The organism is Schaalia sp. HMT-172 (assembly GCF_030644365.1).
Classification (GTDB): domain Bacteria; phylum Actinomycetota; class Actinomycetes; order Actinomycetales; family Actinomycetaceae; genus Pauljensenia.
The window spans coordinates 898,293-923,095 of the sequence record NZ_CP130058.1; the positions used below are offsets into that span (position 1 = coordinate 898,293).

22 protein-coding genes are annotated in these 24,803 nt (G+C 65.8%); 13 read left to right on the forward strand and 9 right to left on the reverse strand.

From position 1 onward, the window contains the following. Window positions 1-46: 46 nt before the first annotated feature. From QU663_RS03665 to QU663_RS03675, 3 genes are read left to right on the forward strand one after another with little or no spacing between them, the layout of a single operon-like run. Window positions 47-1,351, forward strand: coding sequence for a deoxyguanosinetriphosphate triphosphohydrolase (locus QU663_RS03665; RefSeq protein WP_034481532.1), 1,305 nt, complete (start codon window positions 47-49; stop codon window positions 1,349-1,351). 45 nt (window positions 1,352-1,396) lie between these two features. Further along, on the forward strand, window positions 1,397-3,367 hold the full coding sequence (gene dnaG, locus QU663_RS03670) for a DNA primase (RefSeq protein ID WP_021612075.1): 1,971 nt from the start codon (window positions 1,397-1,399) through the stop codon (window positions 3,365-3,367). Between the two features lie 6 nt (window positions 3,368-3,373). Then, window positions 3,374-3,853: an S-ribosylhomocysteine lyase gene (locus tag QU663_RS03675; RefSeq protein WP_009057133.1), complete on the forward strand. Its 480-nt coding sequence runs from the start codon at window positions 3,374-3,376 to the stop codon at window positions 3,851-3,853. A gap of 117 nt (window positions 3,854-3,970) precedes the next feature. Here the strand turns inward: QU663_RS03675 and QU663_RS03680 are convergent, their stop codons facing one another. Further along, window positions 3,971-4,468: a hypothetical protein gene (locus QU663_RS03680; RefSeq protein ID WP_021612074.1), complete on the reverse strand. Its 498-nt coding sequence runs from the start codon at window positions 4,466-4,468 to the stop codon at window positions 3,971-3,973. 91 nt (window positions 4,469-4,559) lie between these two features. Here QU663_RS03680 and QU663_RS03685 point away from each other — a divergent pair, with 91 nt between their 5' ends. From QU663_RS03685 to manA, 6 genes are all read left to right on the forward strand, one after another. Then, window positions 4,560-4,802, forward strand: a complete 243-nt coding sequence (locus tag QU663_RS03685; RefSeq protein WP_016461269.1) for a type II toxin-antitoxin system Phd/YefM family antitoxin — start codon at window positions 4,560-4,562, stop codon at window positions 4,800-4,802. 2 nt (window positions 4,803-4,804) lie between these two features. Further along, a complete protein-coding gene (locus QU663_RS03690) occupies window positions 4,805-5,065 on the forward strand; it encodes a Txe/YoeB family addiction module toxin (RefSeq protein WP_021612073.1) in 261 nt (86 codons plus the stop codon). 130 nt (window positions 5,066-5,195) lie between these two features. Next, window positions 5,196-6,344 (forward strand): branched-chain amino acid aminotransferase, encoded by a 1,149-nt coding sequence (locus QU663_RS03695; RefSeq protein ID WP_021612072.1) that lies wholly within the window; start codon window positions 5,196-5,198, stop codon window positions 6,342-6,344. A gap of 164 nt (window positions 6,345-6,508) precedes the next feature. Continuing rightward, complete coding sequence (locus tag QU663_RS03700) at window positions 6,509-8,110, forward strand: ABC transporter ATP-binding protein/permease (protein WP_021612071.1); 1,602 nt, start codon at window positions 6,509-6,511, stop codon at window positions 8,108-8,110. Then, window positions 8,107-9,870 carry a thiol reductant ABC exporter subunit CydC gene (cydC, locus tag QU663_RS03705; protein WP_021612070.1) on the forward strand — a complete coding sequence of 588 codons (1,764 nt, stop codon included), beginning with the start codon at window positions 8,107-8,109 and terminating at the stop codon, window positions 9,868-9,870. Before QU663_RS03700 ends, cydC begins: the two co-directional genes overlap by 4 nt. Window positions 9,871-9,950: 80 nt before the next feature. Beyond that, window positions 9,951-11,168 carry a mannose-6-phosphate isomerase, class I gene (gene manA, locus QU663_RS03710; protein ID WP_304990684.1) on the forward strand — a complete coding sequence of 406 codons (1,218 nt, stop codon included), beginning with the start codon at window positions 9,951-9,953 and terminating at the stop codon, window positions 11,166-11,168. A 215-nt stretch (window positions 11,169-11,383) separates the two neighbouring features. On the opposite strand, the gene QU663_RS03715 is transcribed toward manA, so the two are convergent. The 6 genes from QU663_RS03715 to QU663_RS03740 all read right to left on the reverse strand — a co-directional run bounded on the left by QU663_RS03715 (window position 11,384) and on the right by QU663_RS03740 (window position 17,010). Next, the gene (locus QU663_RS03715) at window positions 11,384-12,076 is read right to left on the reverse strand and encodes a type 1 glutamine amidotransferase (RefSeq protein ID WP_021612068.1); all 693 of its coding nucleotides are present in this window, start codon (window positions 12,074-12,076) and stop codon (window positions 11,384-11,386) included. Between the two features lie 33 nt (window positions 12,077-12,109). Then, window positions 12,110-13,183, reverse strand: coding sequence for a hypothetical protein (locus QU663_RS03720; RefSeq protein ID WP_021612067.1), 1,074 nt, complete (start codon window positions 13,181-13,183; stop codon window positions 12,110-12,112). Next, the gene (locus QU663_RS03725) at window positions 13,180-13,815 is read right to left on the reverse strand and encodes an ABC transporter ATP-binding protein (protein ID WP_021612066.1); all 636 of its coding nucleotides are present in this window, start codon (window positions 13,813-13,815) and stop codon (window positions 13,180-13,182) included. Before QU663_RS03725 ends, QU663_RS03720 begins: the two co-directional genes overlap by 4 nt. Then, window positions 13,800-14,843, reverse strand: a complete 1,044-nt coding sequence (locus QU663_RS03730) for a hypothetical protein (RefSeq protein ID WP_021612065.1) — start codon at window positions 14,841-14,843, stop codon at window positions 13,800-13,802. Before QU663_RS03730 ends, QU663_RS03725 begins: the two co-directional genes overlap by 16 nt. Before the next feature lie 24 nt (window positions 14,844-14,867). Further along, a complete protein-coding gene (locus QU663_RS03735; protein WP_021612064.1) occupies window positions 14,868-15,491 on the reverse strand; it encodes a hypothetical protein in 624 nt (207 codons plus the stop codon). A gap of 325 nt (window positions 15,492-15,816) precedes the next feature. Next, window positions 15,817-17,010, reverse strand: a complete 1,194-nt coding sequence (locus QU663_RS03740) for a cobalamin-independent methionine synthase II family protein (protein WP_021612063.1) — start codon at window positions 17,008-17,010, stop codon at window positions 15,817-15,819. Between the two features lie 322 nt (window positions 17,011-17,332). On the opposite strand from QU663_RS03740, the gene ilvD reads away from it, so the two are divergent. The 4 genes from ilvD to QU663_RS03760 all read left to right on the forward strand — a co-directional run bounded on the left by ilvD (window position 17,333) and on the right by QU663_RS03760 (window position 23,301). Further along, window positions 17,333-19,180 carry a dihydroxy-acid dehydratase gene (gene ilvD, locus QU663_RS03745; protein WP_034481509.1) on the forward strand — a complete coding sequence of 616 codons (1,848 nt, stop codon included), beginning with the start codon at window positions 17,333-17,335 and terminating at the stop codon, window positions 19,178-19,180. A gap of 23 nt (window positions 19,181-19,203) precedes the next feature. After that, entirely contained in the window at window positions 19,204-20,253 is a 1,050-nt protein-coding gene (locus QU663_RS03750) for a biotin/lipoate A/B protein ligase family protein (protein ID WP_021612060.1), read from the forward strand. A 139-nt stretch (window positions 20,254-20,392) separates the two neighbouring features. Further along, on the forward strand, window positions 20,393-22,021 hold the full coding sequence (locus QU663_RS03755) for a DUF262 domain-containing protein (RefSeq protein WP_021612059.1): 1,629 nt from the start codon (window positions 20,393-20,395) through the stop codon (window positions 22,019-22,021). An 11-nt stretch (window positions 22,022-22,032) separates the two neighbouring features. Further along, complete coding sequence (locus QU663_RS03760) at window positions 22,033-23,301, forward strand: type II toxin-antitoxin system HipA family toxin (RefSeq protein WP_021612058.1); 1,269 nt, start codon at window positions 22,033-22,035, stop codon at window positions 23,299-23,301. Window positions 23,302-23,367: 66 nt separating this feature from the next. Here the strand turns inward: QU663_RS03760 and QU663_RS03765 are convergent, their stop codons facing one another. Both QU663_RS03765 and QU663_RS03770 read right to left on the reverse strand, forming a co-directional pair. Continuing rightward, a complete protein-coding gene (locus QU663_RS03765) occupies window positions 23,368-23,988 on the reverse strand; it encodes a MarC family protein (protein WP_021612057.1) in 621 nt (206 codons plus the stop codon). A gap of 47 nt (window positions 23,989-24,035) precedes the next feature. Continuing rightward, entirely contained in the window at window positions 24,036-24,734 is a 699-nt protein-coding gene (locus QU663_RS03770) for a YggS family pyridoxal phosphate-dependent enzyme (protein WP_021612056.1), read from the reverse strand. Window positions 24,735-24,803: the final 69 nt, after the last annotated feature.

Below are 24,803 nucleotides of genomic sequence, written 5' to 3' on the forward strand. Positions count from 1 at the left end.
TCCGCGCGCCGGCTCGGTGGCGGGCCCGGCCGCGTACCATGTGTTTGTGAATGAGTTTTCTGTGGCTATTCCCGGTGTTGACGGCGTCGGCTCGGCATCCCCTTACAGCTCGTCCGATTCTGAGCGCTGGGTGCCCGAGGAGCACAAGTCTTCGGCCCGCACGGAGTTCGAGCGCGATCGGGCGCGCATCCTGCATTCGTCCGCGCTGCGCCGCCTGGGTGAAAAGACGCAGGTCCTGGGCCCGATTTCGGACGATTTCGTGCGCACGCGGCTGACTCACTCCCTGGAGGTCGCCCAGGTGGGGCGCGAGCTGGGCAAGGAACTGGGGGCCGACCCGGATGTCGTGGATGCCGCCTGCCTGTCCCATGACCTCGGGCATCCCCCCTTCGGGCATAACGGCGAGCGAGCCCTGGACGCGGCGGCAGCCTCAATCGGCGGGTTCGAGGGCAACGCTCAGACCCTGCGCGTCGTGACCCGCCTGGAGCCCAAGGTGGTCGGGGCGGGCGGCGTGCCCGCGGGCCTGAACCTGTCGCGCGCGACGCTGGATGCGATCTGTAAGTACCCGTGGGTCAAGTCCGGCGGCCCCGACCTGGCCAAGTCGACGCGCAAGTTTTCCGTCTATCCGGACGACGCGCCCGTGTTCGCGTGGATGCGCCAGGGCGCGCCTGCGGGGCGGCGCTGCCTGGAGGCCCAGATCATGGATCTGTCGGACGACATCGCCTACTCGGTGCACGACATGGAGGACGCGGTCGCGACCCGCAAGCTTGACCCCGCCGATCTTTTCGACGACGAGCACTGCGCGGCGGTCGTCGCCTCGACGCTGGACTGGTACGGCCCCTCGGTGGCGCGTTCGGACCTGGAGGATGCCCTCGAGCGCATCGTCTCCATGCCCGTGTGGTTGCGTTCCTTCGACGGCTCCTACGCCTCGCTCGCCCGCCTGAAGGACGCGACGAGTGAGCTGATCGGGCGCTTCTGCTCGGCGACGGTGGCGGCGACGCGCGAGACCTTTGGGGACGAGCCGCTGGGCCGCTACCGCGCGGACCTGGTGGTGCCTCGCGAGGTGCGCGCCGAGATCCAGATCCTCAAGGGTATGGCCGTCCACTACGTCATGAGCCCGCGCGAGAGCGAGCCGGTGTACTACCAGCAGCGCACGCTCTTGGCCGACCTCGTTGACGCCCTGTACGAGGCCGGGGCGGGCGCTCTGGAGCCGGTGTTCGCCGCGCAGTGGCGGGCAGCATCGGACGACGGGGTGCGCCTGCGCGCCGTCATCGATCAGGTCGCGGCGCTCACGGACGTGTCGGCGTCGGCGTGGCACGCCCGCTGGTGTGGCATGCTGTCGTCGCAGCTCTGAGCGTGATCGGACGCAGACGTGGGTGGGCATCGGTAGACTGAGATTATGGCGGGTTTGATTCGCAAGGACGACATCGAAGCGGTACGTAGCGCGATCAAGATCGATGAGATCATCGGCGAGCACGTAGCGCTGCGGCCCGCTGGCATCGGTTCCCTGAAAGGTCTGTGTCCCTTCCATGACGAGCGCACGCCCTCCTTCAACGTGCGCCCCCACCTGGGCATGTTCCACTGTTTCGGGTGCGGTGAGAGCGGTGACGTCATCTCCTTTGTGCAAAAGATCGATCACCTGCCTTTCACCGAGGCGGTGGAGATGCTCGCGCAGAAGGCGGGGATCACCCTCCACTACGAGGAGGGCGGGACGCGGGTGCGTACCGAGGAGCCGGGCAAGCGCCAGCGGCTCCTGGACGCTCATCGCGTGGCCGAAGAGTTCTACTGCAAGCAGCTGGGCAGCAAGGAGGCTCACAGGGGGCGCACGTTCCTGGCTGAGCGCGGTTTCAACCAGGCGATGTGTGAGCATTTCGGGGTCGGCTATGCCCCGGCCTCGTGGGATTCGCTGACGCGCCACCTGCGCTCCAAGGGCTTCACGGATCAGGAGATCCAGATCGCGGGCCTGGGTTCGCAGGGCAGCCGCGGCATCTACGATCGTTTCCGCGGCCGACTGGTGTGGCCGATCCGCGATATTACGGGTGCGACGGTGGGGTTTGGCGCGCGCCGACTGGACGACGCCGACAAGGAGTCGCCCAAGTACCTGAATACTCCCGAGACGCCCATCTACAAGAAGTCGCAGCTGCTGTACGGGTTGGATCTGGCGAAAAAGTCGATCGTGACGGACCATCGGGTCGTCATCGTCGAGGGGTACACGGATGTCATGGCAGCACACGTCGCGGGGGTGACGAACGCGGTGGCGACGTGTGGCACGGCGTTCGGTTCCGAGCATGTGCGTATCATCCGGCGCCTGCTGGGCGACCACGCGGACCCGGCGGCCGGCGTCGTTTTGTCGAGCGGGCGCGCGCACGGCTCCGAGGTGATTTTCACCTTCGATGGGGACAGCGCCGGGCAGAAGGCAGCGCTGCGCGCCTACGGGGAAGACCAGAATTTCGCGGCACAGACATTCGTGGCGGTTGCCCCGGGCGGGCAGGATCCCTGCGACCTGCGCCTGGCCGAGGGTAACCAGGCGATCGTCGATCTGGTGAACTCGCGCATCCCCCTGTTCGAGTTCGCGATCCGCTCCGTCCTGTCTCAGATGGATCTGCGCAGCGCCGAGGGGCGCGTCCAGGGTTTGCGTGCCTCCGCCGGCATCGTCGCGCACATCAAGGACCGTGCGCTGCGCGCCGAGTACACGCGTTCACTTGCTGGGTGGCTCGGCATGGACATGGGGACGGTCGAGCAGGCGATTCGGGCGGCGGGCCGCGTCGAGGTCATCGCGCCGGGGCCTCGCCCGGGTGAGATCGAGATGGCGGGTGCGGGTCGCCCCGTGGCCGCGCCCGCGCGCAGGGGCCCCGAGGATCCGGTGACCCGCGTCGAGCGTCAGGCCCTCGAGGCCGTCCTCCAGCACCCGCTCTACGTCGTCGGCTCCGGCTTTGAGGAGCTGGACGGCCAGTCCTTCACGGTGCCCACGCACCGCGCCGTCCATGACGCGATCCGCGCGGCCGGCGGGCTCGACGCGTTCACGCAGATGATGCGTCAGGCCGAGGCCCACTTCGGACCGGGAGAGAACGCGACCTTGGCGGCGTCGCGCCACTTCGTGCAGGTTGTCTTGGAGGCGGCGGGGGAGTTTATTGCTCCGTCGGTGACGGAGCTGGCGGTCAATCCGTTGCCCGTCGCGGGCGAGGGGGATGTGCGTTCCTATTGCCGTGGCGTCGTCGCCGCGATGGTGCGCATGGACCTGACCAGGCAGTTAGGTGAAGCACGTGCGGCCCTGTCTCGCATGAATGAGGAGGACCCGCAGTATTCTGAGGTCTTCCGGTCGCTCATGCGTCTGGAGCAACGCAGGCAAAACTACACCGAAAGGGATTAAGACAAGATGGCAGAAGTGGAGAGCTTTACCCTGGACCATACCGCCGTGAAGGCGCCCTACGTGCGCCTCATCAACGTGGAGTCCGGCCCGAAGGGCGACCAGATTTCGAATTTCGACGTGCGCTTCGTCCAGCCCAACAGTGGCGAGATCCCGACCTCTGGTCTGCACACCATCGAGCACCTCCTCGCATCCCTGCTGCGCGACCGCATCGACGGCGTCATCGACTGCTCGCCCTTCGGCTGCCGCACGGGCTTCCACCTCATCATGTGGGGCACCCCCTCTGTCCGTGAGGTGACGGCCGCCATCGCTTCGTCGCTGCATGCGATCGCCGAGGAGGTGACCTGGGAGGACGTTCCGGGCACGGACGTGTACTCCTGCGGCAACTACCGCGATCACTCCCTGTTCAGTGCGCGCGAGTGGAGCCGGACGATCCTCGAGCAGGGCCTGTCCATCGACCCCTTCGAGCGAGTGTTCATCGTTCACTGATTCTGGGCGAGCGCCCGGGAACACAGACGGGACCCATCCGGCGTGGATGGGTCCCGTCGTTATCTGTGACGGAGCGCCCGAGGGTGTGCCCCCGGGCGGGTGCCACGGCCTCGTCGACTAATCCAGACCGACCGCGTCGCGCACGCGAGCCTCCAGGGCGACCGCCTCGCGCTGACCGGCCTCGTCCAGCGCGCCGTCGGCCGTCAGGACGGAGAAGAGCCCGTCCGGTCCGCGGCGCACCCATGCCGTCACCGTCGTCCCGTTGCCCACCTCCACCTGGGAGTGCAGCACGATCGACCGGTTGACGTATTCGCTCGCGTGTCGCATGAAGTCCGACGGGTCGCCCTCGGTGCGTCCAGCCAGGGGAGTGTGGGCCGGATCCACCCACTCCAGGGCGAAGAGAGAACCCTCGGCCTCCCAGCGCGCACGCGCCACGTCGTACCAGGGGAAGTGCTCCGGGGAGGGGACCCCGTCACCGGACGAGGCCTCGGCGCCGAACACGTACAGGCCCGACTTCGCGGCCACCATCCAGCGCCCGTCCTGAAGCTCCAGGCCGGGGGAGCGGCGCTCGCGGGAGGGCAGGGTACAGGCGAGGGAGTCAGGCAGAGTCGTCATGCGTTGATCGTATCGTTTCGGCAGAGATCGTGCGTATGGGCCTATGCGTGCGTGAAAGCGTACGTTATGATGGGGGTGGAAAGGAACAATCATGACTGCTGTGAGTGCTACCGCCGCCCGCTCGGACCTGTACCGGCTCATCGACACCGTGAACGAGGAGTCGACACCCATCACGATCACCGGCCGTCGTGGAAACGCTGTCCTCATTGGCGAGGCCGACTGGTCCGCCATTCAGGAAACCCTCTACCTGCAGGGAATTCCCGGAATGGCGGACAGCCTGAAGGAGGCCGCTCGCGAAGACCTTGACGACGCGCTCGACGACGTGGAGTGGTAGCGATGTGGCGGGTCGTCTTCTCCAAGCAGGCCGCGAAGGATGCGAAGAAGCTCTCCGCCAGCGGTCTCAAGGCGAAAGCTCGAAGCCTCATCGAGGTCCTGACAGAGGATCCGTTCGCGACGCCTCCACGCTATGAGCGCCTCGCGGGCGACCTCGCGGGGATGTATTCGCGCAGAATTAATATTCAGCACAGGCTCGTCTATGAGGTGTTCGAGGAAGAGCGCACCGTCCGCGTCCTGCGCATGTGGACCCACTACGAGTGAGTCGTCCTGTGGGGTGAGAACGTCCACAGCGGGCAGGGGAGTGGGTCACATTCCGAAATCGTTAGGCCGCGATGCAGACTGCGGGCATATTCTGGCTTCATCTTTGTGAAAAACCACGACAGGAGGCCTCATGGCATCGACGCAGCACACCCCGACGGAACTTGAGGCTGCCGGCGACCTGGTCCTTCCCGCCGCCGACGAGCTGGCGGGGCGTTTCCCCCTGACCCATAACCTGCACCCGGCGACGCCGGAAGAATACAACGAGATCATGTCGACCCTGGCCTTCGGTAAGAAGTTCACGGACCACATGGCCCACATGCGCTGGACGCGCGAGGGTGGCTGGAATGAGCGCGGCGTCATCCCCTACGGCCCGCTCGAACTGACCCCCGGCGCCTCCGTCTTCCACTACTGCCAGTCCGTCTTCGAGGGCATCAAGGCCTACAAGCGTGAGGACGGGTCCGTGTGGACCTTCCGCCCCGGCTACAACGCTGCGCGCCTGAATCACTCGGCCCGCCGTCTGGCGCTGCCCGAGCTGAGCCGCGAGGACTTCGTGGCTTCCCTCGTGGATTACGTGCGCGCGGACGTCAAGTGGGTGCCCGACGTCGATGGCTCCTCCCTCTACCTGCGTCCCTTCATGTTTGCGTCCGAGGAGTTCGTGGGCGTGCATCCCGCGGGCGTCGTCGACTACTACGTTATCGGCTCGCCGTCGGGCCCCTACTTCAAGGGCGGCCTGTCGGGCGTGGCCATCTGGGTGGAGCGCGAGTATCACCGCGCAGGCCCTGGCGGCACCGGAAGCGCCAAGGCTGGCGGCAACTACGCGGCCTCCCTGCTGCCCCAGATTCAGGCCGAGGCCAAGGGCTTCTCTCAGGTCTGCTTCCTGGACACCTACGAGGGCAAGTATCTCGAGGAGCTGGGCGGCATGAACATGTTCGTCGTCATGGCTGACGGCAGGATCCGAACCCCCGAGCTCACCGGCGTCATCCTCGAGGGAGGCACCCGCAGCGCGATCCTGCGCATGCTGCGCGACCAGGGCGTGGACGTGCGCGAGGAGAAGATCGCCCTGCCCGAGGTCGTGGAGGGCATCCGCTCGGGCGCGGTCGCCGAGGTCTTCGCCTGCGGCACGGCCGCCGTGGTCACCCCGATCACGCGCCTGGCTGGCGACGACTTCGACGTGGAGATCGCGGTGGGGGACAAGACCCGCGAGATCCACAAGCGCCTGACCGACATCCAGTGGGGTCGCGCGGAGGATCCCTACGGCTGGACGTACCGCCTGGCCTGAGCCTGATCGCGTTCCCTAGCCATGGCCTCGTCGATTGCACGAGGCCGTGGCTGTGTCAAGCCGTCTCATTGTCGTCAGGCGTCGCGTTCGTGACAGTAGTGTCAGAACCAAAGTAAGGGTATCCTTCTCTACATACTCGTGTGTGTCGCGTTGATAGGAGAACCATGAAACGCGCGATCGTGGTCGTCTGCTCGTGGGCGGCGGCCCTGTGTCTGGCGCTCGCCTACCTGGCGATCGGCTGGGGAATCGACGATGTCGTCGGAGGGGCGGCCTGGTCCACCTGGTGGATCGCGCTCGCCGCCGCCCTCGCCTCCGGCTTCTTCGCGTGGGCCGTCAGCGCCCTCGGTGCGACTACTATGAAGCAGCTGGAGCCGAGCCTGCGCCACTCGATGATCCGCCAGGTCTTTGCCCTGGGGCCCTCGCAGCGCACCAATGAGCGCGCGGGCCGCGTCGTCAACTCGGCCACCGACGGCGTCGAGCGCGTGGCCGCCTACAAGGGCATCTTCCTGGCCCCCATGATTGCGTCGCTGACGACCCCGATCCTCGTCGTCATCGTCGTCGCCCTCACCCTCGACCCGGCCTCGGGCGGCTTCCTGGCTATTGCCATCCCGTTGGTCCCAATCTGCGTCATGGGCTTCCGCAAGGCCTTCAAGCCGGTCTCCTCGCGCTACCGTCACGCCTCGCGCCAGCTCTCCGCCAAGGAACTCGACGCCATCCAGGGCTTGGGAGACCTGGCCCTCATGAACGCGGGCAAGGATATGGGCAAGCGCCTGGCCGAGGCCGCCGAAGAGGTGCGTTCGAAGGTCATGAGCTACCTGGCGGGCAACCAGCTGATCCTCCTCGTCATCGACTCTGTCTTCTCCCTGGGCATGATCACCGGCGCGATCACGCTGGCCCTCATCCGCTACGAGCAGGGGGCCCTGAGCGCTGGCGGCGCCATCTCCCTCGTGCTGCTCTCCTCGATCATGCTGGACCCCCTGGACCGGATCGGACAGTTCTTCTACATCGGCATGGGCGGCATCGCCGCCAACAAGGAAATCAAGAAGTTTAACGAGCAGACCCCGCCCGTCGTGGACGCCAAGGGCGTCAGCGTCCCCGCGATCCCGGCCGCCCCCGGCGAGATCGCCCTGTCTGGCGTGTCCTTCTCCTACACCAAGGACACCCCTGTCCTGCGCGGCGCAAACCTGATGGTGAGCCCGGGCGAACACGTCGCCCTGGCTGGACCCTCCGGCGCCGGTAAGTCCACGATCTCCGCGCTCCTGCAAGGATTTCTGCGACCCACGCGCGGACAGGTAAGCCTCAACGGCGTGGACCTGGCCACAGCGCCCCTGTCGTGGGTGCGCGCCCAGAGCGCTGTCGTCGAACAGACCACCTACCTCTTCTCCGGCACGCTGCGTGACAACCTCCTCCTGGCCGCCCCCACGGCCACCGACGACCAGCTCATTGAGGCCCTGCGCGCCGCCCACCTCGGCGAGTTTTACGACGCGCTGCCCGGGGGCCTCGATGCGCGCGTGGGCGCTCGCGGCCTGGCCGTGTCCGGCGGCGAGGCGCAGCGCATCGCGATCGCCCGCGCCTTCTTGAAGAACGCGTCGATCATGATCCTGGACGAGCCCACTGCCCACGTGGACCTGGCCTCCGAACGCGAGATCCTGGCTTCTCTCGACACTGTGTGCGCCGGGCGCACGACCCTGACGATCTCTCACCGCGACGCCACCATCAAGGACGCCGACCGCGTCGCGACGCTCCAGGAAGGAACGATCCGATGACCCGCAGGCACCTGTCCGTTCGGCTCCTGTCCATCACGCGTCGCGTCCTGCCCCCTCTGGCCGCATCGATCGCCGCGCGCGTCGTCTTCCTGATGGCCGGGATTGCTCTGTTCGCCCTGGGCGGTTGGGCCGTGGGGAGCCTGGCCGTCGGCACCAGCGCCTGGTCCATCCCCTTCATCATCGCGTTTGCTGTGGGATTGAGCCTGCTCAAGGGCGCAGCTCGCTACCTCGAGCAGTTCGCCGGGCACTTCGTGGCCTTCCACTCCCTGGCGATGCTGCGCAACTACTTCTACGACCAGCTTGAACCCCAGGCGCCGGCGGGCACGGATCGCCTGGATTCGGGCGACATCATGAACCGCGTGACGAAGGATATCGACCGTGTCGAGGTCTTTTTCGCGCACACGCTGGCGCCTGTGACGACGGCTATCATCGTCCCGATCGTGACGATCGTGTGGATGGGGTCCGCCGTCTCCTGGACGCTCGCGACCGTGCTGGCTCCGTTCCTGCTGGTCGTCGGCGCCATCATCCCCTTCCTGGGCTCGGGCTCGACCGCGCGTGCGGCGCGTGAGCTGCGCGAGGCCCGCGGCGCGATCGCCGCCCACGTGACCGACTCGGTTCAGGGCGTGCGCGAGGTCTTGGCCTTTGGCGCGCAGGATCGTCGCGAGGCCGAGATGAGCGCCATCGAGGAGCGTATCGACTCCGCTCTGGGCGTGCAGGGTCGCTGGATCGCGCTGCGCCGAGGCCTCAATCAGGCTGCCGTCGCCGTCGGCATTGTCACGGTCGCTATGGTCGCGGGATCCGGAGTGCTTGACGGTTCCCTGACCCTGCCGCGGGCGGGCCTGGCCATCGGCATCGCGATGGGCTCCTTCGGGCCGGTCCTCGCGGTCGAGGAATTCGCCGCGGACCTGGATCAGGCCTTCGCGTCTGCCGCCCGCGTCTTCGCGATCACCGACCGCTCGCCCGTCGTCGCCGACCCGGCCAACCCCAAGCCCCTGACGCCCGGCGACATCGAGATCACCGACGTGACATTCTCCTACCCGACGGACGAGGACGCGCCCGCGCCCGCGCCCACGGTCCTGGACGGCGTCAGCATCCACATCCCCGCCGGGAAGCGCACCGCCATCGTGGGAGCCTCCGGCTCTGGCAAGTCGACGCTGGCCTCGCTGCTGACCCGCACGTGGGACCCGGCCTCGGGCACCGTCACCATCGGCGCAACGAACGTGGCCGAGGTATCCCTGCACGACCTGCGCGCCACGGTCGCCTCCGCGCCCCAGCGTCCCTACCTGTTCAACGACACGCTGCGCGCCAACCTGCTGCTCGCCGCCCCCGACGCCACCGAGAAGGACCTCGAATCCGCGCTCGCGGCCGTGGACCTCACCGACTGGCTGGCCACGGAAAAGGACGGCCTGGACACGGTCGTTGGCGACATGGGCGAACGCCTCTCGGGTGGCCAACGCCAGCGCCTGGCCCTGGCCCGCGCGCTCCTGCGCGACGCCCCCATCTACGTCTTCGACGAGGCCACGAGCCAGGTCGACCCGGCCACCGAGGCGCGCGTGCGCGAGGGCATCGCGCGCGTCGCGAAAGGGCGTACCATCGTCGAGATCGCGCACCGCATCAGCGCCGTGCGCGACGCCGACCAGATCATCGTCATGGACGCGGGCCGCGTCGTGGAGAGCGGCACCTACGCCGAGCTGCACGCGCGCGGCGGTGCCCTCGCCGCCCTCGAGGCGCGCGAAACCGCTGATCAGCCCGGCGCCTGACAGACGCGAGCGCGCTGGGGATGGGGCCACGGCCTCGTCCCCCGCGTCTTTGCGTGCCCGATACCGATAGGATGCCACCTATGGAAAGACTGATCGGCTGGACGAAAGCTGACGCGTGGGGCTCCACGAACGCGATCCCCGAGTTCCTGGGGGCCGCCGCCGGGGACGACCCGGTGTCCGAGGTGTGGTTCGGTGCCCACCCGGACGGGCCGACGCTACTGACGGACGGACACACCCTCGCCGAGCACATCGGCGAGGACCCTAAGCGCGCGCTCGGCGGAGGCCTGCTCTACGCGTTTGGGCCGACCCTGCCGTACCTGGCGAAGATCATCGCCCCTGCGCAGACCCTGAGCCTTCAGGTGCATCCGACGAAGGAGATTGCGCGCGAAGGTTACCTGCGCGAGGAGGTCCTGGGGATTGAGCGCACGGACACGCGCCGCGTCTACCGGGACATGAACCACAAGCCTGAGATGATCTATGCGCTCACCGAGTTCAGCGCCCTTGTCGGCTTCCGCGTGCCGCGTAAGGCCCGCCAGCTCCTCGTCGGGCTGGAGGGCGAGCTCGCGGACCGCCTGCGCCACCGCCTCAAGATCGCGACCGTGCGCGGGGGACTGCGTTCCCTGGCCACGTGGCTCTTCGACGAGGACTCACCTGCGACCCCCGAGCGCGTCGCCGAGTTCGTGGCCGCGTGCCGCTCCCGCCTCGCGTCGGGCACGTCCCCCTCGCCGCGCACCGACGAGCTCGTGAGCGTCCTGGGGGAGAAGCACCCGGGCGACCCGGGCATCATCGTCGCCTTCCTTATGAACCCGGTGTCCCTGCGCCCGGGCGAGGCCGTCTACATTCCGCCGCGCCAGATCCACGCCTACCAGTCGGGCCTGGGCATCGAGGTCATGGCCTCCTCCGATAACGTCGTGCGCGCGGGCCTCACCGGCAAGTACGTGGATTCCGCTCAGCTCGTGGAGATCACCGAGTTTTCGGCGCTGCCGCCCGTGCGCGTGGCCCCCGAGCATCCCTCGGCGACAACGGACCGTTTCCTGGCGCCCGCGCAGGAGTTCGAGCTGTCGGTGACGATGCTGGCTCCCGGCAAGCACGCCTCCCGCGTGGACGAGGTCGCCGTGCCCGGGGAGGGCCCGCGCATCATCATCGCGACCTCCGGGTCGGTCACCCTGCATGTGCGCGAGGAGCAGGGCGGGGACAGCGTGGAGCTGGCGCGCGGCCAGGCCGTGTTCGTCTCGGCCGCCGAGCGGCGCGTGTGGGCGTTCGGCACCGGATCGTTCGTGCAGGTCGCGGCCCCCTGATGGGGGTGCGTCGTACGCGGGGACGAGGCCGTGGCAGGCCGCGTTGTCAAGTCGTTCCACGTGGTGGTCTTGGTTCCTGAAAAAGCCTTGTAGCTGGGGCTTTTTCCTCTAAAATAAAAGCCGGACCTCATCTCCGCTCGCTGCGACGAGGCCCGATTGTCAATCGCAGTGTGGGTACCGCGTGGGGGTGCCCGCACTGCGATTCTTTGTGCGCCTTAGAAGACGCCGCTGACCCAGTCGGCCAGGGTCTTGCAGGTGGAGGCTAGCTCGTCCTCGTGCGCGTCGTAGCCGGCGACGATGTCCTCGGTGTCGACGTCTTCGTTATTCACGCCCCACACGGTCGCGGTCTCGCGCGTGACCTCCGGGTGGAATTGGACGCCCAGGGCGGTGCCGTAGGAGAAGATCTGCGTGTACTTGTCCGAGCGCGCCCACTCGCGCGCGCCTCGGGGGAGTTCCACGATGGCGTCACCATGGTCGGCGAACACCGTGTGGGTCGAGGCCAGGGCCATGCGCAGGGGGACGGCTCCGCCGCCGCCCGCCTGGTCGTTCGTGCCCCACGCCAGGGGAATAACACCGTATTCGGGGCCCGCCGGGTCGGAGACGCTCACGCGCCCGCCGAAGGTCGCTGCGATCAGCTGGGCGCCCAGGCAAATGCCGAGCACCCGAATCTGTGCGGCTACGCAGCGGCGCAGGAGTTCGCGTTCTGCTTCCAGCCATGGGCAGGCCTCGTCGTCGTAGGCGTTGGCGCGGCCACCCAGGAGGATGAGGGCATCCGGCAGGGGAGCGGCCGCCAGGTCCTGGAGGCGCTGCGGGTCCTCCCAGGCGCGCACCACCTCGTGACCGCCGAGGAAGGCGGACAACTGACCCACCGGAACGATCGGGTCGTTTTGAATTACGAGGACGCTCATACACCAATTGTAGTCGCGATCACGCGCAGGCACCTATCGGCCCTTGAAGAAAGCGAACAACTGGCGCTCGCGGATCATCAGGGAGGTGATGACGACACCGATGAGCGTCCACGACGCGGCACAGACTCCCTCGGTTGCGACCAAACGCATGAGATCGGAGCGATCCCCGGGCGCCGCTCCGCTGAGGATCGTGAGACATATGCCGGAGGTGAGGACGAATGCGCCGCCCACCCATGCCACAGCCTCGAACAGCTGGAGGACCGTCGTATCCGACGTGCGGAGCCCAGCGTGCAGCGCCGAGGCGATCTCGAGGCGACGCCACCACGTGGCAGCGGCCCCTAGCACGATACCGATTGCGCTCGCGGCGATCCACGCCCACCAGGTCGGCCTATATTGCAGTCGCCCCGCCGCGTCGAAGGTCGTCCCGCGCGAAGGGTTCATGGCCAGGACCTGGGTGTTCTGGTCGTCGCTTCCAACGAGGGTTGAGCGCACCAGGGCATCGACGTCGTCGCTGTGCGGCCAGGATTCGTACCAGCACTCATCGAAGGTCCCCGTCGCGGGTACGGGGGCGAGAGCCGCGTAGGCGTAGCCGGGACGACGCCCGTCGTTCTCGTCCCACGGGTAGGTGCCCGCGACCTCGGCCTGCCCGTGTGCGAGGGGGAGAAGGGCTCCTTGAGTGGTGCCGAGGTCCTCGGCTACCTGCTCAGGGAGCAGAATTCCCGTCGGATCGGCCGTTGTTGTCCCCAGGAGAGAGACGGTTCCAGGCGTGACCTCGTACAGGGGCAGCGACGAGGCCGGAAGGGCGAGCGGGGACAAGCCGGATTCGACCGAGCGAACGGCTCCTGCACGCACCCCGGGGATTCGCGACAGTGCATCGCAAGTGGCTCCGTCGATGCCGCCTTGCGATTGGAGGACGCGTACCGATCCCAGGTGGGCGCGAAACGAGGCCGCCTCAGCGCTGAGGGAACGAAGCGAGAACGCATCGGCGCAGATCGCGCCTCCGACCAGGGCGGTGGCCAGGATGGTCAGAATCCCGACGCGAGCTGTCCCGCTCAGGCAGTCCCTCCAGGCCTCGGACAGGAGTGCGCGCCACGAGAGTGTGCTCATTGCGCTCCCTCCTCATCCTGGAAACGGGCGAGGTCAATGACGGCGTCGCACTGCGCGCGAATCGACGGATCGTGCGTCGCGATCACGACGCTCACCCCGTCCTCGCGCAGTGAGCCGAGCGTGGAGGCAATGTCACGAGCCGTGGACTGATCAAGCTGCGCGGTCGGTTCATCGACGAGGAGCAGGGTGGGGGAGCATGCGAGCCCGCGCGCGAGGAGCACACGCTGAGCCTCGCCGCCCGACAGATCCCGAAAAGAGCGCTCCGCGAGATGCGCCAGGTTGAAAGCATCAAGGAGCCGGTTCGCCTCGACATCGGCCTGCGCTCGGCTCATGCCACGGGCCAGCAGGGGCAGCGCGACGTGGTCAATCGCGCTGCGCGCGCGAACGCCGAACGGGTTCTGGAAGACCCACGCAATACGGGGGCTCTGTGAACCAGCCGGATGGGGGACGCTGATCGTTCCCTCAGCTGGAGCGTCCCATCCCGCGATCAGCGACAGCAGGGTTGATTTGCCAGAACCGGATGGGCCGATGATGGCGGTGAGGGCACCGTCCTCGCAGCGGGCGCTCAGATGGCGAAAGAGCCACGGGCTTGCGGTGAACTTGTGACCGACGTTGTCTAGCTCGACGGACATGAGCGTCCCTCGACGGCGGAGTCGACGGCGGAGATCGGGGTCGTTGGCAGGACGTAGGTTCGGCCAAGCTGGGAAGAAACGATAGAGACGGGGATCGGCGTGCCGCTTGCAAAGACGCACGCGTTCGTCGCGTCTCCGATCACTGAGGCCGGCGGGACGACCGTGACGGTGATGGGGGAGGCAAGCTTCCAGGAGACGGGCAGCTGAACGGGTCCATCGCCGCTCGGGGCGGAGCGGACGAAGTCCGTGTATTCGCGCGAGGACAGGATCGTCGCTGTCAGGGTGGGGTCGGTGATGACGCCGTCAGCGGGAACCGGGTAGTCCGTGTCCCCCAGGGTGATGACGTGGTCCTCGGGATACGCGTCCGGTGGGACGGAGAGGCGCAAGGCGTCGCGGGAGTCCTCAAGGGCGAGGAGAACAGTGCTCGTATCGACGCTGTCACCCAGGCGAACGGGAACCGACGAGGGGGTGACGGTCGGCGCGGGAATCCACAGGATGTGAGAGGCCTCGATACGGGAGGGGACACCTCCAGCTCCGTCGCTCACGCCCATCGCCGAGGCCAGGGCCGCTCGCGTGGAGGGCGTGACCCGCTGAGATTCTGCGGGAGCCGCATATCCGAGCCGTGCAAGTTCAGCGTTCAGGGCACCGATATCGGGTCCCGCGGCTCCGTCCACCACGTCCTGATAGAGCGGGGTGGCGAGTGCTAGGGCAAGAAGGGGAAGGCCATCAATCTCGCAGGGAATGGAACCTGACGTGATGGGAGTTCCCGGTGCTGCCTGGAGGGCCGTGATGCGCCCGGCGATGGGGGAGGTAAGTTCGTGAGGCGAGGCCGGGGGAATCGTGAGGGTGAGGGAGCGTGTATCGGTGAATTCGCGGGTGGTGACGGGGACCGTCGATGGAGCAGATGACGATGCCAACGAGGCCGGGGTGGGCGGCGAGGCAATGAGGATACCCGCGCTGACCCCACCCGCACCGGCGATGAGAGCGACAAACGCGGTGAGGGCGAGCCAGCGGCGAGAAGATGCCATCTCAACTCCTGAGGGTGGTTGTGGTCATTTGCTGGGGTCCTCGAGGCATCGGTGCAAAATGTCGGGACCCTGGGATGGGTCGATGAAAGGCAGTGCGCTGTCGAGAGGCGTTCCGCTCTCGCGAGCGCGCGCGAGCTCTTGGGCCGTGAAGGACGGCTCAACCGCCTTATTACGGATCAAACACTGCGTAAACAGCTCGTTGATATCCCGGTGATCCGGGTTGACTCGCATGTCGAACTCGAGCGCCTCGATGATCGGCTGACCGGCTTCGATGGAACAGGCTTGGACGAATTCTTGTTGCTGTTCCTCAGATATGGAGGAGCCGACCGGCTGATCGGGGACGCTCAGGTCGCCGCTCGGGCCAAACGATGCGCCGGTGACGCCCTTGTCTGTCAGGCAGCTCAGCACGCGCTGACGCATGTCCTGGAGTTCTGCCTCGCTGATGGAAGAGTCAGCGAGGACAGATTGGACGAATTCGTTGGACGCCCACTCACTGCGCGCCTGCTCGATGTCGGCCGCCCACGGCCCCTCCGCCGCGGGCGTGGTCTGTTGGCAGCCACAGGCCGTGGCGACGATGACAAGAGCGGCAGCGACCAAACCAACGCGCGAACGGATGGAGTACGTGCCCTCCCTGGTGTTTGCTCCCATGATGTTCTCCCTCGAACAGCCTCGACAATGGGTGCTTACTTCCAGAATAACAAAGGCATTTGCTCCGTAACTCGCATTACGGAGAAGCGAGTTAAAACGTGGGTGTCAAGATACTCCAGACGCGCCGCAGCCCCCAATCCCGGAACCCGACGCGGCGTGCGATCCCCACCGCGGCGAGCCGACCCGGAAACGGGGGCTGCAACACACCATTCATTGTGTGACGCCAAGCTCAAAAAACAGGGAGCTTTGGCTGAGAAAACACTGGGAAAAGCGCGCGGGGTGGATACTCATCCACCCCGCGCGCCCCAGGCCAGCAATCAGGCGATCACTTCGATGCGAGACGAGCGCCCTCGGCAAGAGCCTCCAGCTTCGCCCACGCAATCGACGGGTAGATGCGGCCGCCCAGGCCACAGTCCGTCGACGCCACGACACGCTCGTCGCCCACAATGTCCGCGAACTGGCGGATACGCTGAGCCACAAGCTCCGGGTGCTCCACAACGTTCGTCGAATGCGACACCACGCCCGGGATCAGGTACTTGCCCTCAGGTAGTTCGATATCGCGCCAGATCGTCCACTCGTGCGCGTGGCGAGCGTTCGCCGCCTCGAACGTCAGGCCGTTCGCATTCACGAGTAGGGCCAGATCCACGATGTCCTTGAACGGGATATCCGTCGTGTGCGGGCCGTGCCACGAACCCCAGCACACGTGGAAACGCACCAGAGACGGGTCGATGCCCTCCAGCGCGTGGTTCAGCGCGTCAATACGCACGCGCGAGAACGCGCGGTAATCCTCAACGGAGGGCTCCGGGTTCATCTGATCCCAGCCCTCCGCGATATCCGGCGCGTCAATCTGCACCGTCAGGCCCGCGTCCGTAATGCGCTTGTACTCCTCGCGCAGCACATCCGCGCACGCCCACACCACGGCCTCGTCGTCCTCGTAGAACGCGTTAGCCACGCGAGCCGCCGAACCCGGCGAAATCGCCGCCACGAAACCATCCGACACGGGCTTGCCGACAGCCTCCAGCGCGTGCTTCGTGCCCGCGATATCGCGCTCCACGGCCTCGGCGCCGATGTAGGTGAGCTCATCCACGATCGCCGGGAACACGACCTTGTTGTCGCTCACGATCTGAATACCCGACTCCGGGTCACCGTACGCGTCCGCGAAACGCTGCCAGTCGCGGCGCTCAGCGAACGACGAGAAAGCCAGGCGACCATCGCGGCCGGCCGGGGGACGCAGCTCAAAGCCACCCGAGTTCTCGAACGACAGACCGCCGAAACGCGAGAAGGAGTACGTCCACCATGCGCCGTAATCAACCGTGTCGAGCATCGCGTGGCCGTACTCGCCATCGTTGACGATATCCAGGCCAATTTCAGCCTGACGCTTCACAACTCCATCAACCTCGGTCTGCAGCACGCTGGTGAAATCAGCGTCGCTCAGCTCGCCCGCGCGGTGCGCGGCGTTCGCCTTGAGCAGCTCGGGGGTACGGGGCAGGGAACCAACATGAGTGGTGCGAATGGTCATCGCAGTCCTTTCTCTAATCTGTGCACCCAGCCTACGTTTCGCGCGTCGAGAACGAGGCCGAATGTCCGAAGCGTGGCCAATGCGATCAACCACTCTCTCGATACGGCACTAATTCACGCACGCGCCCCTTGCGTTTTCCTTGCAAACGCGCCCACAAGCGTCCACCCACTGACACGGCGCCACGCCCACCACAGCCCCCGACATACCGCGCGAAAACCAGCCGACCTGAGCCCCGGCCTCGTCCATGAGACGAAACCCGCACGGAAACGCAGCGCTCACGCTCCTAGGGTGGAGTCATTACAAGGCAAAAGAAAGGCACATCATGAGTCGCCCGCTGCGCTCGGCAACATCCACCCAGGGCCGCAACATGGCCGGAGCACGCGCCCTGTGGCGCGCCACCGGCATGACGGACGGCGACTTCGGCAAGCCGATCATCGCCATCGCCAACTCCTACACCCAGTTCGTCCCCGGCCACGTGCACCTGAAGAACATGGGCGACCTCGTCGCCGGAGCCATCGAAGCGGCCGGCGGCGTCGCCAAGGAATTCAACACCATCGCCGTCGACGACGGCATCGCCATGGGCCACGACGGCATGCTCTACTCCCTGCCCAGCCGCGACCTCATCGCCGACTGCGTCGAAACCATGGTGAACGCGCACCGCGCCGACGCCCTCGTGTGCATCTCCAACTGCGACAAGATCACCCCCGGCATGCTCCTGGCCGCCATGCGCCTGAACATCCCCACCATCTTCGTCTCCGGCGGCCCCATGGAATCCGGCGCCGCCGTCGACGGCGTCGTCGAGCACCGCCTCGACCTCATCGACGCCATGGTCATGGCCGTCGACGACTCCGTCAGTGACAACCAGCTGGCCAGCATCGAAGCCAACGCGTGCCCCACCTGCGGCTCCTGCGCCGGCATGTTCACCGCGAACTCCATGAACTGCCTCAACGAGGCCATCGGCCTGGCCCTGCCCGGCAACGGCACCACCCTGGCCACCCAGATCGAACGCAAGAAGCTCTTCACCGAGGCCGGCACGCGCATCGTCGACATGTGCCGCGCCTACTACGACAACGAAGACGACTCCGTCCTGCCGCGCTCCATCGCCACCAAGGCCGCCTTCGAGAACGCCATGAGCCTGGACGTAGCCATGGGAGGCTCCACCAACACCGTCCTGCACATCCTTGCCATCGCCAACGAGGCCGGCGTCGACTTCACGCTCGACGACATCGACGCGATCTCGCGCCGCGTGCCCTGCCTGTGCAAGGTCGCCCCCAACTCCACGACCTACCACATCGAGCACGTCCACCGCGCCGGCGGCATCCCCGCCCTCCTCGGCGAGCTCGACCGCGCCGGCCTGCTCCACCGCGACGTCCACTCCGTCCACTCCGACAACCTGGAGAACTGGCTGGGCGCGTGGGACGTGCGCAGCGGGAGTGCCACCGACGAGGCCAAGCATCGCTTCCTCGCCGCCCCCGGCGGCGTGCGCACCACCCAGGCCTTCTCGACCGCCAACCTCTTCGAGTCCCTCGACACCGACTCTGTCTCCGGCTGCATCCGCTCCGTCGACCACGCCTACACGAAGGACGGCGGCCTGGCCGTCCTCTACGGCAACATCGCCGCCAACGGCGCGATCATCAAGTCCGCCGGCATCGACGAGTCCCTCTTCCACTTCGTCGGCAAGGCCTTCGTCGTCGAATCCCAGGAAGAAGCCGTCGAGGCCATCCTCAGCAAGCAAGTCACCGAAGGCGACGTCGTCGTCATCTTGTACGAGGGCCCCAAGGGCGGCCCCGGCATGCAGGAAATGCTCTACCCGACCTCCTACCTCAAGGGCCTGGGCCTGGGCAAGAAGTGCGCGCTCATCACTGACGGCCGCTTCTCCGGCGGCACGTCCGGCATTTCCATCGGTCACATCTCGCCCGAGGCCGCGGCCGGCGGCGCGATCGGCCTCGTGCGCACCGGCGACGAGATCGAAATCGACGTCAACAACCGCGTCCTGCGCGCGAACGTGAGCGACGAGGAGCTCGAGCGCCGCCGCGCCGAGAAGGGCGCAGCGCCCTGGAAGCCTTCCAAGCCTCGCCCCCGCCAGGTCTCCGACGCCCTGCGCGTCTACGGTATGCTCGCCGCCTCCGCCGACAAGGGCGGCGTGCGCGTCCTGCCCGACTGGGCGTGAGTGGGGCGCCTACAATCGTGGGCATGCATGGAGAGTACAAAGTCCCCGGAGGAAAGCTCGTCGTCGTCGACACCGACGTGGAGGAGGATCGCCTCGCGCGCGTGAGCGTGTCGGGAGACTTCTTCCTCGACCCCGACGACGCGCTCACCCGGATCACCGCGTCCCTCGAAGGGGCCCCGGCCTCGTCGAGCGCGAAGGACCTGGCCGCGCGCGTCGAGGTCGCCCTCCACGAGGGCGACACCCTCATGGGGGTGACCCCCGAGGCCATTGGCATCGCCGTGCGCCGCGCGCTGGGCGCCGCCCTGTCGTGGGACGACATCGACTTCGACGTCATCCACGGCCCCGTCGTCGACCCGATGATCAACGTCGCCATGGACGAAACCCTGGTCGAAGACGTGGCCGCGGGGCGCCGCAAGCCCTTCATGCGCCTGTGGGAGTGGAACGGCCCCCAGGTCGTCATCGGCTCCTTCCAGTCCTACCAGAACGAAATCCAACAGGACGGCGTGGATCGATACGGCATCACCGTGTCGCGGCGCGTCACCGGCGGCGGCGCCATGTTCATGGAGCCCGGCAACTGCATCACCTACTCGCTCGTCATCCCCACCGCCCTCGTGGAGGGAATGAGCTTCGAGCAGGCATACCCGTACCTGGATCAGTGGGTCATGGAGGTCCTGGACAAGCTGGGCATCAAAGCCAAGTACGTGCCGCTCAACGACATCGCCTCCGAGTACGGCAAGATCGGCGGCGCCGCGCAGAAGCGCTGGGCGAATGGCTACATGGTTCACCACGTGACCATGGCCTACGACATCGACGCCATCAAGATGAACGAGGTCCTGCGCATCGGCATGGAGAAGATCCGCGACAAGGGCACCCGCAGCGCCGTCAAGCGCGTGGACCCCATGCGCTCCCAGACCGGCCTTCCCCGCGAGGAGATCCTGCAGGTGTTCTTCGACCACTTCAAGGAGAAGTACAACGCGAGCGTCGGCACCATCACCGAGGCGGACCTCGAGGTCGCGCGCGAGCGCTGCGAGACGAAGTTCGCGCGCGAGGAGTGGGTGCACCGCATCCCCTGAGTACGGATGTCTGGCTCGGCGCGAGCCGGGCGTTCCCGGGCCCGCTTCGGCCCTCGTTCATTGACGAGGCCGGGGCGGGCTTTCACTTATCCGCGCGCGTGACAGCGTCCGAGCATCGGTGTCGGAGTAACATGGACGCATGTCGAGCGAAGCGATGCAGCCGAAACACGAAACCTTCAGGCTCTCTGAGTTGCGTGACCTGGTGGCGACGGGGCGCGTACGAATCCCCGACTTTCAACGCTCCTTCCGATGGACGAACCAAGACGTCGTGGCCCTCTTTGATTCCTTGCACCAGGGGTATCCGATCGGGAACCTGCTCATGTGGAAACGTGAGGCCCCGGCGCAGCGGGTCACTGTGGGTTCCATCGATATCGACGCCCCTGGGCGCCCGGACGCACTATGGCTCGTCGACGGTCAGCAACGCGTGACGAGTATTGTCAACGCGATGGACGCACGCAGCGTAGGAGATCGTCGCTTTGCGGTGGGGTACGATCTGGAGAATTCCTGCGTTGTTTCAACCCTGGGGCGTCATTCCCGTGCCGTCATGCCGCTCTTTCGTCTCTTCGACTTTGAGAGCGCCTGGCAGTGGTTCGAGGAGAACACCGAATTCCAAGCGCTGCGCGGTCGTTACCAGGAGGCATTCAATACCTTTAACGCCGTGAGCGTTCCGGCCACCGTGCTGGAGGGAGCAGACGAGGATAAGCTCCGCGTCATCTTTGATCGCATTAATCAGAGCGGTAAGAAGCTCAAGTCTTCCGAGGTGTTTGAAGCGCTCAACAGCTCCGTATCCGATGGGCGTACTCTGCGCTCGATTTCGGATGCTGTGGCTCGCTCAACGAACTTTGGTTTACTGTCGGAAGATCAAGTGCTCAATGTGTTGAAGGCGCGTCGGTACCCAGACTATATGCGCGATGGACGCGATGAATTTGGGGATGAACGACGTAGATACTCCGATTTCCCGGATGAGGACCGCGACGAAGCGTACGCCCAGACGGAGCTCGTCTTGAAGCGAGCGACGCGATTCCTCCAAGACAATTGTTGTATTCCACATGTTACGTTACTGCCGTACAGCGCGATTCTGGTGGTGGTGTCGCGGTTCTTCGCGTTGTTCCCCGAGCCGAAGAGGCGTAACAAAGAGCTGTTGAAGCGGTGGGTGTGGCGGACCATTGTCAAGACCATTGAGGGCACTATCAGTAGCGGGAACGTCCAGACGCGGACTTTCCTGAAGAGCGTGCGGCGTGGCGACGAATCGGATTCTGTTCAGGAGCTACTGGAAAGCGTCGGTGAGAGAGTGACGGCAGATCGCATCGCGATCCCGACTGCGAGAATGAACCGTTCGGACGCGAAGGCATGTGTGTGTGCCATGTGGTCTCATTACATGCGTTCGGAGGACTGCACCGGGCAAGCTCTGACAGCCTTGTTCGATTCGCTCGTTGGAGACTACGGCAGCGCGGCTGATCTCCTCGTAGATTACGTCGGATATGACCGCATGGGTGTGGACAGTGGCGGCCGCTATTCATCGCTCGCCAATAGAATTTTGCTGGTTAATGAGGAAGCGAGGGAGGATGAGGATGCGTTGCGGGTATTTATGACTGCGCATGCGGACATGCTCATGCTTCCCGAGGGGACAGAAGAGAGCGAACCTCAGATGGATCCGGAGATGTTGATCAGTCGGCGTGAGGAAGTGGTCTCCGCGCGGGTGAATGAGTTCTTCGATTCGATGATGGCATGGGATTACGTGTCGTTCGCGCCCGTAGAGTTGTCGTGAAAGGAACGCAGATGTCGCGCTATTTTCCCGAAGCTGAGTTTCGTGTCAGCTTGCATGGCATCGAAGTTGGCACAATTTCATGCTATGCGTCCAAGAGCTCTTTTCGTTTCATCGACGAGTACTACTGGCGCGTGGATCGGCCTGTTCTTGGCTTCTGGTTTGAGAATGGGATGCGCCGTGAAACAAGCGTGAAAGGCCAGTTGGTTCTTCCGCTGTGGTTTTCTAACCTCCTGCCTGAAGGGTTGCTTCGAACGATTGTGTGTGCTCAGCATGGACTGAGAGAGGAAAACGAGCCGGGCATCCTTGGCGCGCTCGGCGATGATTTGCCGGGAGCTGTCACGGTGTCCCGTATCGGGGATCCCACCCCGGGTTCGTCGGATGATGCCGTTCGATCCGGTGATTTCGCGTCGTCCTCAGCGGATTCGCTGATTCGTGCATCCATTGCTGGTAATGTCCTGAAGTTTTCGATGAAGTCCTGTGATCAGCGCCTGACGCTGCCAGGCAGCGGCGAGTATGGAGACCGTATCGTCAAGCTGCCTCCGCCGGGTGAGTACGACGCGCTTGTCCACAATGAGTTCTACGTGATGTCGCTCGCCAAGGCGTGTGACATTGAGGTTCCTGACTTCGATGTTGTGCATCGGGAGAACGTTGAGATTGCGCCCTCCGATTGGGTCACACAAGAGGAACACGCATTCAGCATTGCACGCTTCGACAGGAGCGATCAAGGCCGCGTTCATATGGAGGATTTCTGTCAGGCGGGTAATCTGCCGGGATTTCAGCGGTCGAAATATCAGAGTTCGGTCGAGTACGTGATGAAGGTCGCGTACCGGAATTACGACCTGCTGTCGCTTGTTGAGTGTGTCCGTCGGACGGTATTCAATATGTTGTGTGGCAACGATGATGCCCATCTGAAGAATTGGAGCCTGGTGTATCCGGATCGTCGCAACGGCGTTCTCTCGCCTGCCTATGATCTGGTGTGTACGGCCGTTTATTTTGATCGGCCCCAGGATATGGCGCTCAAGCTATGCGGCAAGGAGATCTCGGCGGATATCTGTCTGGATGATTTCCGCAGTATCGCCGATATGTGTCGCGTTGAGCGAGAAGTCATCGAAGAAGCTGTCCGCTCCATGATCGCCGAGTACGGCGAGGCTCTGGACATGGTCGAGGTACCGACTCGCCTCACGAGCATCAACGTCAGGGGAAGGAGCCTCGACCTGCGTCCGTGGCTCCGTGAGCGCTATCGGCGCCTGTCGGTGTCATTGCTGTCCGAGCGCGGTTAGCGTGTCGCGTCCTCGAGAAATCGTGCGCGGCTTGTCCCGGGAGACGAGGCCGGGGCGGGCGAGAGCTTAGAAGAGCTGGAGTGCGCGCACCCCGTGGATGATGAGCTCGACGCCGATGACGAGGATCAGGAAGCCCATGATGCGCACGATCGCGCCGACGCCGGTGGCGCCCAGCTTGTCGATCCAGGGAGTGCCGTAGCGCAGCAGCAGCGCGATGATGGCGGCCGTCACTGCGATTCCGAGGACGATGCCGACGTGGAATCCGATGGCCGTGTTGCGGGCAGCCAACGCGATAACGACGCCGATTGAGCCCGGGCCCGCGATGAGAGGCAACGCCATGGGGGAGAAGGACACGTCCGGCTTGGTCGTCGCGTGCTGAGCCTCCTCGTGGGTGGCGCGGCGCTTGTTTTCCAGCATCGAGAAGCCCGAGTGTGCGACGACGAGGCCGCCCGCGATCTGCAGAGAGGGTAGGTCGAAGCCGAAAAAACGCATGATGAGCGAGCCGCTGACAGCGAACACGGTGAGGATGGCGAACACATAGATGCCGGTCTTCCACGCCTGCGAGCGCACAGCGGCCGGGGTGTTGCCGGCGGTGAGTCCTGCGAACGCCGCGAGACCACCGATCGGGTTGGTGATCGGGGCGAGTGCCAGGATCGACGCTGATAGTCCAGCAAGAACGCTCATCATGCTGTCGATCCTAACAGGTGTGATGCGGGCGTGGATGGGCGGTCTTGTCAGAGGCGGCGGGCGCCGAAAACAGCCGTTCCCAGGCGCACGATCGTCGCCCCCTCGGCGATCGCCCACTCCAGGTCGCGGCTCATGCCCATCGACAGCGCCAGGTCCGCCTCTTCGGCGCCCAGGCGCGCGGCGGCCTCGTCCCTGATGGCGCGCAGCTGCGCGTAGGCAGCGCGCACGTCGGCCTCGACGGGGGAGTTCAGGCCAACCGTCATGAAGCCCGCGAGCTGCAGGTGGACCGATGCCTCGACCGCGTCGATCAGTGCGGCGACGTCGGAGGGGGCGCAGCCGTGCTTCGTGGCCTCGCCCGAGACGTTCACCTCGACGAACACGGGGAGCGTGCCGGTTGCGCGCGCGTCGATTTTCGAGGCCAGGGCGGGGGAGTCCAGCGACTCGATCGTGTCCACGCAGGCCAGCGCCTGGTTGATCTTGTTGGACTGCAGGGGGCCGATCAGGTGGATGCGCGCGCCGGGCACCTCGCGGATCGCGTCCACCGTTGCGCGCGCCTCCTGGACGCGGTTGTGGCCCAGCAGGATCGGCAGGCCCGCCTCGCGCAGGGCAGCGGCGGCGGTGCGGCACTCCTCGGGCGTGCGTGTCTTGACCGCCAGCTCCAGGTGCACTGAATCCGTGCGGCCGCACGCGGACATCGCGCGGTCGATGCGGTCGCGGGCAGCGGCGATGGCCTCGGGAATGCTCATGGGTTCATGGTACGCGCGGAGATACTTTCAGGGGCCAATCAGGGGCCACTCAGGGGGATTCGAGACGCG

Bases quoted from the DNA above. Each gene is read 5' to 3' on its own strand.
- dnaG (WP_021612075.1), top strand. From the start codon at position 1,397: ATGGCGGGTTTGATTCGCAAGGACGACATCGAAGCGGTACGTAGCGCG.
- QU663_RS03675 (WP_009057133.1), top strand. From the start codon at position 3,374: ATGGCAGAAGTGGAGAGCTTTACCCTGGACCATACCGCCGTGAAGGCG.
- QU663_RS03680 (WP_021612074.1), bottom strand. From the start codon at position 4,468: ATGACGACTCTGCCTGACTCCCTCGCCTGTACCCTGCCCTCCCGCGAG.
- QU663_RS03685 (WP_016461269.1), top strand. From the start codon at position 4,560: ATGACTGCTGTGAGTGCTACCGCCGCCCGCTCGGACCTGTACCGGCTC.
- QU663_RS03690 (WP_021612073.1), top strand. From the start codon at position 4,805: ATGTGGCGGGTCGTCTTCTCCAAGCAGGCCGCGAAGGATGCGAAGAAG.
- QU663_RS03695 (WP_021612072.1), top strand. From the start codon at position 5,196: ATGGCATCGACGCAGCACACCCCGACGGAACTTGAGGCTGCCGGCGAC.
- QU663_RS03700 (WP_021612071.1), top strand. From the start codon at position 6,509: ATGAAACGCGCGATCGTGGTCGTCTGCTCGTGGGCGGCGGCCCTGTGT.
- cydC (WP_021612070.1), top strand. From the start codon at position 8,107: ATGACCCGCAGGCACCTGTCCGTTCGGCTCCTGTCCATCACGCGTCGC.
- manA (WP_304990684.1), top strand. From the start codon at position 9,951: ATGGAAAGACTGATCGGCTGGACGAAAGCTGACGCGTGGGGCTCCACG.
- QU663_RS03715 (WP_021612068.1), bottom strand. From the start codon at position 12,076: ATGAGCGTCCTCGTAATTCAAAACGACCCGATCGTTCCGGTGGGTCAG.
- QU663_RS03720 (WP_021612067.1), bottom strand. From the start codon at position 13,183: ATGAGCACACTCTCGTGGCGCGCACTCCTGTCCGAGGCCTGGAGGGAC.
- QU663_RS03725 (WP_021612066.1), bottom strand. From the start codon at position 13,815: ATGTCCGTCGAGCTAGACAACGTCGGTCACAAGTTCACCGCAAGCCCG.
- QU663_RS03730 (WP_021612065.1), bottom strand. From the start codon at position 14,843: ATGGCATCTTCTCGCCGCTGGCTCGCCCTCACCGCGTTTGTCGCTCTC.
- QU663_RS03735 (WP_021612064.1), bottom strand. From the start codon at position 15,491: ATGGGAGCAAACACCAGGGAGGGCACGTACTCCATCCGTTCGCGCGTT.
- QU663_RS03740 (WP_021612063.1), bottom strand. From the start codon at position 17,010: ATGACCATTCGCACCACTCATGTTGGTTCCCTGCCCCGTACCCCCGAG.
- ilvD (WP_034481509.1), top strand. From the start codon at position 17,333: ATGAGTCGCCCGCTGCGCTCGGCAACATCCACCCAGGGCCGCAACATG.
- QU663_RS03750 (WP_021612060.1), top strand. From the start codon at position 19,204: ATGCATGGAGAGTACAAAGTCCCCGGAGGAAAGCTCGTCGTCGTCGAC.
- QU663_RS03755 (WP_021612059.1), top strand. From the start codon at position 20,393: ATGTCGAGCGAAGCGATGCAGCCGAAACACGAAACCTTCAGGCTCTCT.
- QU663_RS03760 (WP_021612058.1), top strand. From the start codon at position 22,033: ATGTCGCGCTATTTTCCCGAAGCTGAGTTTCGTGTCAGCTTGCATGGC.
- QU663_RS03765 (WP_021612057.1), bottom strand. From the start codon at position 23,988: ATGATGAGCGTTCTTGCTGGACTATCAGCGTCGATCCTGGCACTCGCC.
- QU663_RS03770 (WP_021612056.1), bottom strand. From the start codon at position 24,734: ATGAGCATTCCCGAGGCCATCGCCGCTGCCCGCGACCGCATCGACCGC.